We start from the raw sequence: 9,903 nt of genomic DNA, 5'->3' as shown, positions 1-9,903 counted from the left end.
TCTCCTGACTCCCATCTCCCATCTCCTGACTCCTGCATCCCATCTCCTGACTCCTCCCTAATTTTTTCTAAATGTTCAACCGGACATGATATAACTTCACATTTTTCAATTGTATTAAATAGCGATCTCCATTTGAAACCATTCAATGATGGCACTCACACTTTTTCTATCTCTATCTTTAAATAGACATTTCTCGATATTCAATATTCCTGTTCTAAAATCCTTGTAGAGACCTTGCATGGAAACTCTCTACATTTTTGGGATATGTCTATTTTGAATGATTCCTAGAAAATTTAAGCCTTTCTTATAGGGACTTTTAGGCATTCTTATGTAACAAATTAAAACCACTTGGAACTTGCTTATGATCGTGCAAGACTCTTTATGATTATTCAAAATAAGTTTGCAATGCTTTTTTGCCTCACGATCGCAATCACCTAATAATTCAAACAAACTCATCATCACTACTGATATGTTTCACTAATTTACCTAACAAAATTCACATATTATGAAGATCCAGATCACACTATAACTCAGGAAAATTACGGATGATAGTAATATCTTGAGGATCAGACAAAAAACTCAAGAAACCAAACGTCAACATCTACTTTTTCAGGGAAAATCAAGCCATGACTATTTCACAATTCATCCAAAAAATTTCCATGACTGTTGCTGGAACCGCTATCGTTGCCCTTAGTAGTACCACTACTGCTCAAGCAATTTCCATTACTCCTACTAGTAACGGCAATGATTTGGTTGAGGAAATTCTCGGCAGTGGTATTACAATTGCACCAAATTCTATTAAATACACTGGTGCTGCTGGTGCTTCGGGATTATTCACTGATGGATTATCTTCTGGTATTGGCATTGATAGTGGTATTATTCTGACTACAGGTTCGGCAGTTGATGCAGAAGGTCCTAATTATTCTGACCAGAAAACTACTAGAAATGGCTTGCCTGGAGATCCTGATTTGGATGAGTTGATTCCTGGATATAGCACTCAGGATGCCACAATTGTGGAATTCGATTTTGAAACCGAAGGAGGCAATGTTTTCTTCAATTATGTATTTGCCTCGGAAGAATACATTGAATGGACAAATTCTAAGTACAATGATGTCTTCGGTTTCTTCCTAAATGGAGAGAATGTGGCTCTGATTCCTGGTACGTCTACTCCAGTTGCGATTAATACAGTGAATGGGGGTGAACCTCTAGGAACTAATGCTAGTTACCCAGAATATTTCAATAATAATGATTTAGATAATGGTGGCGGTCATTTTGATATTGAGTATGATGGTTTTACCAATGTCTTTACTGTCAAAGCTTTGGGATTGGAGGCTGGAACTCATAGAATGAAGTTAGCGATCGCTGATGTGGGAGACCAGCAGTGGGATTCGGCGGTGTTTATTGAAGCTGGAAGTTTTTCTGATATGTCCGATCATGCTCCTGAATTGCTTCAAGATGTGCCTGAACCTTCTGTATTAATAGGGTTATTTGCAGTTGGTTTTGCTGGTTCATTGCTTCGGAAAAAATTAATCAAGTCTGACAATTAATTTCTCCAACCTAGTGAAGATAAGATTTTTCCGTGGCACAGATTGAAAAAATCGCGTTTAACCTAGACAGAGCAATTTTTTTAAACATGGCGGCAAAATAATAGCTACAAGTTTTGCCAAGTAATAATAGGATAATTAGCGACCGAACTCCGTTCCGCTTACGCGACCGAAACACTTCTTTCTCCTAGTACATTCTTTCTTTATTTTCTGTCTCCTGCATCCCATCTCCTGACTCCTAAATCTTGACTCCCATCTCCCATCTCCTGACTCCTCCCTAATTTTTTATAACTGTTCAACCGGACATGATGTAACTTCACATTTTTCGCTTTCATACACTACAATTGTATTAAATAGCGATCGCTATTTAATACTCTTCAATAATCGCACTCACGCTTTTTATCTCTTTAAATAAATAGACATTTCCCAATATTCAATATTCCTGTTATCACATCCTTGTAGAGACCTTCCATGGAAGGTCTCTATTTTTTTTTACATATGTCTACTTTGAGTAATTTCTGTAAAAATAAAGCCTTTTTAAGAGGGACATTCAAGCAGTTTTGTACAATTATATTAATTCACCAAAGCTTAATCATATCAAAGAAATTAACAATTATTTAACATGAATTTGCGGCTTTTTTTTATTGCGATCAAAATCACATAATAGTTCAATAAAACTCATCATAACTACTTATTTGTTTCACTAATTTACCTGGTAAAATTCACAGACGATCAAGATCTAGGTCACACCATAAATCCGGAAAATTACGGATGATAGAAATATCTTGAGGATGAGATAAAAAACTCAAGAAACCGATATCAACATCTACTTTTTTTAGGAACAATTAAGCCATGAATATTTCAGGGGAAACTGCAATCTCTACCGTAAACAATGAGCTACACATCGCCCAGGAAGACAGTGCTTTCACAGATGCTGAAGTTCTACTTGATAGCGAAAATGTACTCAACGATAATGGCAACGGAGAAGACACAGACCCAAATAACGATCCATTAACCGTAACTGCAGTTAATGGTAACAGCAGCGACATTGGTCAAGAAATTAGCCTACCATCAGGAGCATTACTCACATTAAACAGTGATGGCACATATAGCTACGACCCCAACGGTCAGTACGAAAGTTTAGGCTTAGGAGAAACAGCCACAGATAGTTTTACCTACACCATCAGCGACGGCAACGGTGGTACAAGTCAAGCCACAGTTACAATTACAATTAATGGAAGAAATGATCCACCTGTAGCAGAAAATGACAGTAACAGCACAGATGCTGATGTTGTACTTGAGAACGAAAATGTACTTAACGATAATGGCAATGGAGAAGACACTGACCCAGACAGCAATGACACTTTAGTTGTAACAGAAGTTAACGGCAACAGTAGTGATATTGGTCAAGAAATTACTCTCCCATCAGGAGCGTTACTGACATTAAATAGTGATGGCACATATAGCTACGACCCCAACGGTCAATACGACAGTTTGCTAGTCGGAGAAACAGCAACAGACAATTTCACCTACACCATTAGTGATGGCAACGGTGGCACAAGTACAGCCACAGTCACAATTACTGTTAATGGTCAATTAGAAGAAACTCCCACCAACAACCCCCCTGTAGCTGAAGACGACAGTGCCATCACAGATGCTGATGTTGTACTTGAAAACGAAAATGTCCTGGTGGGAGACACTGACCCAGACAACGACCCCTTAACCGTCACAGAAGTTAACGGCAACAGCAGCGATATTGGTCAAGAAATTACTCTCCCATCAGGAGCATTACTGACATTAAATAGTGACGGTACATATAGTTATAACCCCAATGGTCAATACGACAGTCTGCTAGTGGGAGAAACAGCAACAGACAATTTCACCTACACCATTAGTGATGGTAACGGTGGCACAAGTACAGCCACAGTCACAATTACTGTTAATGGTCAATTAGAAGCACCTCCCACCAACAACCCTCCTGTAGCAGAAAATGACAGTGCCATCACAGATGCTGATGTTGTACTGGAGAACGAGAACGTTCTAGTGGGAGACACAGACCCATACAACGACCCCTTAAGCGTCACAGAAGTTAACGGCAACAGTAGTGATATAGGTCAAGAAATTACTCTCCCATCAGGAGCATTGCTGACATTAAGATGATATTCTGTTCGGACAACAGGGTGACGATCTACTGATGGGTGAGAATGGCGATGACCAAATTGTTGGTGACCCCAGTTCCAATTCTTCAGCAGAGGAAATAGGAGAAGATTCTGTGAATGGAGGTCGGGGTAACGATGTTATTGAAGGCAGTCGTGGAGACGATCTAATTAATGGTGGTAAACAAGATGATTTCGTCTATGGTGGTAAGGATAATGATTTAATCTTTGGCGACCAAGGTGACGATACTCTCTTAGGAGAGGCAGGAGATGACACAATTTATGGTGGCAACAATAGTGTTATTGATGCTGATGTGTCAGGAAAAGACTTGATTTCTGGCGGTGCCGGAAATGACTTTCTAAGTGGGAACTATGGTGCAGATACTATTCTTAGTGGTACAGGTAATGATATTGCACGAGGTGGTAAGGATGATGACATTTTATATGGTCAAGCAGGAGACGACCTGCTGTTTGGCGATGGGGGTAATGATACTATCTGCGGTGGTGAGGGCAATGATACTATCTATGGTGACAACCCTGAACTTTCAGCAGCAGTTGGTACACAAGGTTTCCAAGATGTTTTATTAGGAGGTATGGGAAATGACCTAATATTTGGTAATCAAGGTCAAGACTTATTATTGGGTGAAGATGGTGATGACCTGCTCAATGGTGGGGCAAATGATGATACTTTAACTGGGGGTAGTGGTAGCGATCGCTTCCTACTCAACGTTGGTCAAGGTTCAGATATCATCACCGACTTCAATATTAATGAAGATTGGCTAGTTTTGGGTGATGGATTAGTTTTAGATGAACAACGCCTAACTATTGAGGCAGTTGCTAATAATACCCAAATATTCTGGGATAATCAACTTTTAGCTACTTTAGAAAATACAGTAACTACCCCAGAAGAAATCACAACTAAGTTAACTACTATCAATGATTCTTCTTTCTTCTAATCAGATGATAGAATAGTCTCCTGGAGTGAGAAGTATTTAAGCCAAATTAATTGTGCATTACAGCGCTTTTCAGTTGAGTAGACCACTAAACTCATTGTTAGGAGTCAGGAGTCAGAAGTCAGGAGTCAGGAGTCAGGAGTTAGGAGTTAGTATCATTGTGGTTTATTCATATGAAAACCGCTGTAACTTCTCACTCTGTTAGCCTTAGTATACAATTAGATTAGATCGGGATTTACGCATGAGGTAGGAAAAACTAGGATTTGAGATTGCTTCCCTGTCGGTCGCAATGACAAAAATACGTTGTACTACGTAAGTCCTATAGAAGCCATTTGGTATCTATTTAACAAGTTACAAATCGAATGGCCATCTGGGTTTTATGATTCTGGCAGTCATTTTTCATATTACTGAGGTACAGTTGTTTTTCTTCTTTTATATTCCCTATTCCCTACTCCCTACTCCCTAAAACCAAGGAATTTTGTACCTCACCAGTATGGGAACTGCTATAGTGATATTCATCACTCAAAATCACTCATCTACTTCACTTTGTTGTTTTAAATAGCTCACTCTCTCCATACCAAAAAATCACCTTCATTTTACTTATAGCTCACCACCATCCCCAGAAATTAGGGAGATAATTAAAGTGTAAAGTTAAAAATTTAAAAACTCAAGGAGGCAAAAACAATCAAAAATCAACTTTCCCGATCGCTGGTTTAACTAACTCTTTTTAATTCCAAGTAATTATAATACCACTGTTGAATTCAGTAAAATTTTACTAGACTTCAAACCCACACTTGGATTCTTTATTTTCCATAAGCTGGTAAAATCAGTCCGATCGGGGTTGCATAATTTTTAATAATTGGTATAAATTACTTTAATCTAATACTTTAATCTAATACCATTTTTGCAGAATTTTTGCAAAGGCCAAGCTTTTCTGATAGAGAATTTTGATTAATTGATAATGGATAATTACCTCAAGGAAAACCGTAAGGAAATTGAATATAAGGAAATCACAATTTCTTTTCTTAGTCGATTGGATATGGCATTTAGCGCCCCGCACAACCCGTGTTTTTTCCTTACCGAATGCTTTGAAACATATCGCGTTTGCTTTAGCATGACAAACGGAAAGCGAAACGCGGAGCGACTTGAATTGCAGAGCGGCTCGGAAACCTCGCCATCCCTCTACTGCTTTTTATCCTTAAAAGAAGAGGCTTTAAACCTTTGGGGATTAATTATCAATTATCCATTATTCATTATCCATTGGTAAGGGTTTATTTGTCACAAACATTATAAATTTAAACTTGAATAAAGAACCATGAATCAAGAAATATTTGACCACATTTACTCTAATTTGTCAGACAATGACAAAAATATAATCCAATTGCGCTTATCAGGCAAAAAATATCAAGAAATTGCTCAGTCAATGAGTTTCGATCAATCAAGTGTAGGGAGAAAATTAAAAGCAATAGCAAAGAAGTTTAAATATTCACCAGAATCCAATCTAGAATGGAACGAATATTTGGTACAAATATTCACTCAATATAAACCAAATTTAGTCATTAATGAGTTACAGGAAGATTATGGTTTTCACCAAATTATCATGCCTGGTAGACCGGAAAAACTAGACTCTCCTTTTTATATAGAACGTCATCGAATTAAACGTTGTACTATTGAATCTGAATGTTATGAAGCTATAGAACAACCAGGTTCTTTAGTAAGAATAAAAGCACCAAGTAGAATGGGTAAAACTTCTCTGATGCAAAGGATACAAGCTAAAGCAAAACAAAATACTTATCTTCCTGTGTATCTGAGGTTTGACACTTTAATTGAACCCCAAAATATTAGCAGTATTAATAATTTCATCCAAGCATTTAATAAAAATATCAAAAGTCAGTTGCCTGATGTTAAATCTGGACTAACTTGGGATGATAATAACGCTAAAATTTCTTGTACTCAGGAATTTAAAGAATTATTGATTCATCTCCAGAAAAATGTTGTTTTACTATTAGATGAAGTTAATGAGATTTTCAATTATCCAGAAATATCAAAAAACTTTTTTGCTATGTTAAGAAGTTGGTATGAGGAAAGTAATAACTCGGAAATTTGGGAAAATCTTAGAATGGTAATTGCTTATTCGACAGAATATCATGGTAAATTAGATATTTATCAATCTCCTTTTAATGTGGGCTTACCTATAGAATTAAAAGAATTTACAAAAGATGAGGTAGCTAATTTAACATTTAGACATCAACTTGAAGCAGAAATAGTTAATCCTTTAATGGAGATGGTAGGAGGACATCCTTATTTAGTCAGATTAGGATTGTATAAAATGGTCCAGGATGAATTGAAAATTGAAGAGCTATTAAAAGAAGCTCCTACTGAAAGTGGGATTTATCAAGATCATTTAAGTATGCTTTTAGAAATCATGGAGGAGAATCCAAAAATCAAAGCAGTTTTTTGCGAAATATTAAAAGCTAATTCTCCGGTGCGTTTACCTAATAAAAATAGAGAGGTACGTCAATTAGAAGCTATGGGATTAATTACAATTAAAGGTGATTTGGCTGAACCTCGTTGTCAGTTATATCAACAATATTTTCAGTATTGTCTATCTTAATTAGACTTCTTACAGAAGTCAGGGAATAGGGAATAGCGGTGCGACCCCGCGACGACGAAAGTCGCAAGGGAACGCGCACCAAGAGAGGGAATAGGGAATAGGGAGATGAAATTGTTTATTTTAGATCTTGAATTGATTTAATTAAAACTTTTGCAAGAGCTCTATTGAAAGTCAGGAAGTAAAAAAGAAGGAAAAAGGAAAAAAAATGGTACCTGGAGGGAGTTTACGAGCAAATGACCCTACTTATGTAGTAAGAAAACAAGATATAGAACTATTTGAAAACCTCCTAGCTGGCGAATATTGTTATGTATTTAATGCTCGTCAAATGGGTAAATCTAGTATGCGAGTAAGAGTGATGAAAAAATTACGCTCCCAAGGTTGCAAATGTATCCCAATTGACATGACTAGATTAGGTGTTTCAATTAAAGAAGAATCTTGGTATGAAGGTTTTTTAGGAGAAATATTCTATGGATGTGATTTGCCTAATAGTATCAATTATCAAGACTGGAGAGCCAGTCATCAAAACTTAAATAATATCCAACTTTTTGCTCGGTTTATTGAAGAAATTTTATTTGTTAATTTTCCTTATCCTCAAAAAATATATATTTTTCTTGACGAAATTGATGTGCTAGTTAAATTACCATTGGAGATGCGAAATGATTTTTTTGCTTTTATTCGCTCTTCTTATAATCGCCGGGCTGAGGAGGGAAAAGATGATTATCATCGGTTGATTTTTGCTTTTGTTGGAGTGGCGACTCCAGATGATTTAATTAGAGATCCAAAACGGACTCCTTTTAATATTGGTCATCCCATTGAATTAACAGAATTAAAGTTTGAAGATGGAAAAAATTTAATTAAGAGTAAGAAATTAGATGAAATAGTAGAAGAGCCAGAAGTTGTTTTAAAAAAAGTTTTTGATTGGACTGGAGGTCAACCTTTTTTAACTCAGAAACTTTGTCAAATTATTGTTGATTATGCAGAGGATTCTGAACCGGATGTCGATAAGTTAGTAGAAGAATATATTTTGACTTATTGGGAAGAGAAAGATAATCCCACTCATTTTAAATATATGCACGATTATTTAGTTAATCATGTTGAATTTGCACCTCAGTTATTGGGACTATATCAAGAAATTCTGCAAAAGGGAGAAATTCAAACTGATGATAGTCCAGTACAAATGGCTCTACGATTGTCTGGTATAGTAATTAAAAGAGAAAAGAAATTAGTTGTTTTTAATAAAATTTATCGGAAAATTTTTAATGAAGATTGGGTAGAGGAAAAATTAGCAGAAAAGTTAGCAAATTTAGAAAATAATCTGGATAATTCTCAGGCTAAACCTCAAGCTCAACCTAAAACATTAGGAATGAGTTTAGGTATTGCTGGTTTTGTGGGAGTAGGCGTGATTATTTTGAGAACTTTAGGTTTACTACAATCATTTGAATTAAATGAGTACGATCGCTTAATGCGATGGCGACCTTCAGAGCCACCAGATCCTCGTATTTTAATTGTTGAAGCTACGGCAAAAGATATTAATAAATATGGAATTAGTAATAGTTTAACTGATGAAAATTTGGCTAAGGTAATAACTAAATTAGAAACTCATAAACCTGCCATTATTGGTTTAGATTATTTACGAGAAAAACCTTTACCTTCTGAGTCTGGTTATCAAAAATTATTAACACTTTTGAGTAATAATCACAAAATAGTTGCTGTTTGTAGAGTTAGAGATAGCAAGAATGAACCTAGTACCAAACCTCCTAAAGAGGTATCAGAAAAACGCTTAGGTTTTATCGATCTTCTCCTAGATCCTGGTCAAATTAATATTGTCCGTCGGCACTTAATGTTTCAGAACAAAAAAGAAGGAAATCCTTGTCAAACAGAATATTCATTGAGTGTTAAAGTTGCTCTTAATTATTTGGAAACTAAAGGCATTCAAGAGGAAGATGCTCCCCGAGGGTTTGTCAAAATAGGACAGTTTTTTTTCAAAGACCTTGTAGAAGGACAAGGTTTTTATCAAAAAATTGACATTGGTGGAATTCAAGTTTTACTTAATTATAGAAACTCAGATAGGGTTCCTAATAAAGTTTCTGATTCTATTACTATTTCGGATGTTCTCAATAATAATTTTGATGAATCTTTAGTTAAAGATAAGATTGTACTCATTGGTAATACAGACCCAGATGGTAGTGACAATTTTTATACTCCTTATAGTTTTCAAGCGGTTTCTCAAAAGCAAATGGCTGGAGTTATTGTACACGCGCATCAGGTAAGTCAAATTATTAGTGCAGTTTTAGATGGAAGACCTTTAATTATATTTTGGGATAGGTGGGTAGACTGGTTATGGATTTTAGGTTGGTCTGCTGTTGGTGCTGTAGTAGGTAGGTATTTTCATCAAGTTTTATTGTTTGTCTTTTTTATAGGAGGAAATATTATGGTTTTATACTTGGTTAGTTGGATTTTTTTAACTCAAGCTTTTGTCGTACCCCTGGTGCCATCTGTTTTTGCATCTATTATAACTGGTGTCAGTGTTTTCATAAATTTTGAGAGAAGTCCGCCTCCATTAACTGATAATTGATAGGGACGATCGTATAGTGTTCCACACCCCTACTGCTAGTATACAGGTAATACTTCTTTGA

General features: G+C 36.1%; 6 protein-coding genes. 5 read left to right on the top strand and 1 reads right to left on the bottom strand.

Annotated elements, in window-relative coordinates; all coding sequences use genetic code 11:
* The first annotated feature begins 626 nt into the window (after positions 1-626).
* Positions 627-1,547, top strand: coding sequence for a choice-of-anchor L family PEP-CTERM protein (locus F6K22_RS19310; protein ID WP_293101292.1), 921 nt, complete (start codon positions 627-629; stop codon positions 1,545-1,547).
* A gap of 200 nt (positions 1,548-1,747) precedes the next feature.
* On the opposite strand, the gene F6K22_RS19305 is transcribed toward F6K22_RS19310, so the two are convergent.
* The gene (locus F6K22_RS19305; RefSeq protein WP_293101289.1) at positions 1,748-1,879 is read right to left on the bottom strand and encodes a hypothetical protein; all 132 of its coding nucleotides are present in this window, start codon (positions 1,877-1,879) and stop codon (positions 1,748-1,750) included.
* Between the two features lie 517 nt (positions 1,880-2,396).
* Between F6K22_RS19305 and F6K22_RS19300 the strand changes: the two genes are divergently transcribed.
* The 4 genes from F6K22_RS19300 (at position 2,397) to F6K22_RS19285 (ending at position 9,842) form a co-directional block, all read left to right on the top strand.
* Positions 2,397-3,704: an Ig-like domain-containing protein gene (locus F6K22_RS19300; protein ID WP_293101286.1), complete on the top strand. Its 1,308-nt coding sequence runs from the start codon at positions 2,397-2,399 to the stop codon at positions 3,702-3,704.
* A 1-nt stretch (position 3,705) separates the two neighbouring features.
* A complete protein-coding gene (locus F6K22_RS19295; protein WP_363273926.1) occupies positions 3,706-4,656 on the top strand; it encodes a calcium-binding protein in 951 nt (316 codons plus the stop codon).
* 1,312 nt (positions 4,657-5,968) lie between these two features.
* Positions 5,969-7,267, top strand: a complete 1,299-nt coding sequence (locus F6K22_RS19290) for an AAA-like domain-containing protein (RefSeq protein WP_293101281.1) — start codon at positions 5,969-5,971, stop codon at positions 7,265-7,267.
* A gap of 205 nt (positions 7,268-7,472) precedes the next feature.
* On the top strand, positions 7,473-9,842 hold the full coding sequence (locus F6K22_RS19285) for a CHASE2 domain-containing protein (protein ID WP_293101278.1): 2,370 nt from the start codon (positions 7,473-7,475) through the stop codon (positions 9,840-9,842).
* Positions 9,843-9,903 lie beyond the last annotated feature (61 nt).

The sequence above is a fragment of the Okeania sp. SIO2F4 genome (assembly GCF_010672385.1).
In the GTDB taxonomy this organism is placed as follows: Bacteria; Cyanobacteriota; Cyanobacteriia; order Cyanobacteriales; family Microcoleaceae; genus Trichodesmium.
Note: the sequence above shows the minus strand (reverse complement) of the source record. Positions and strands in the feature narration are given on the sequence as shown.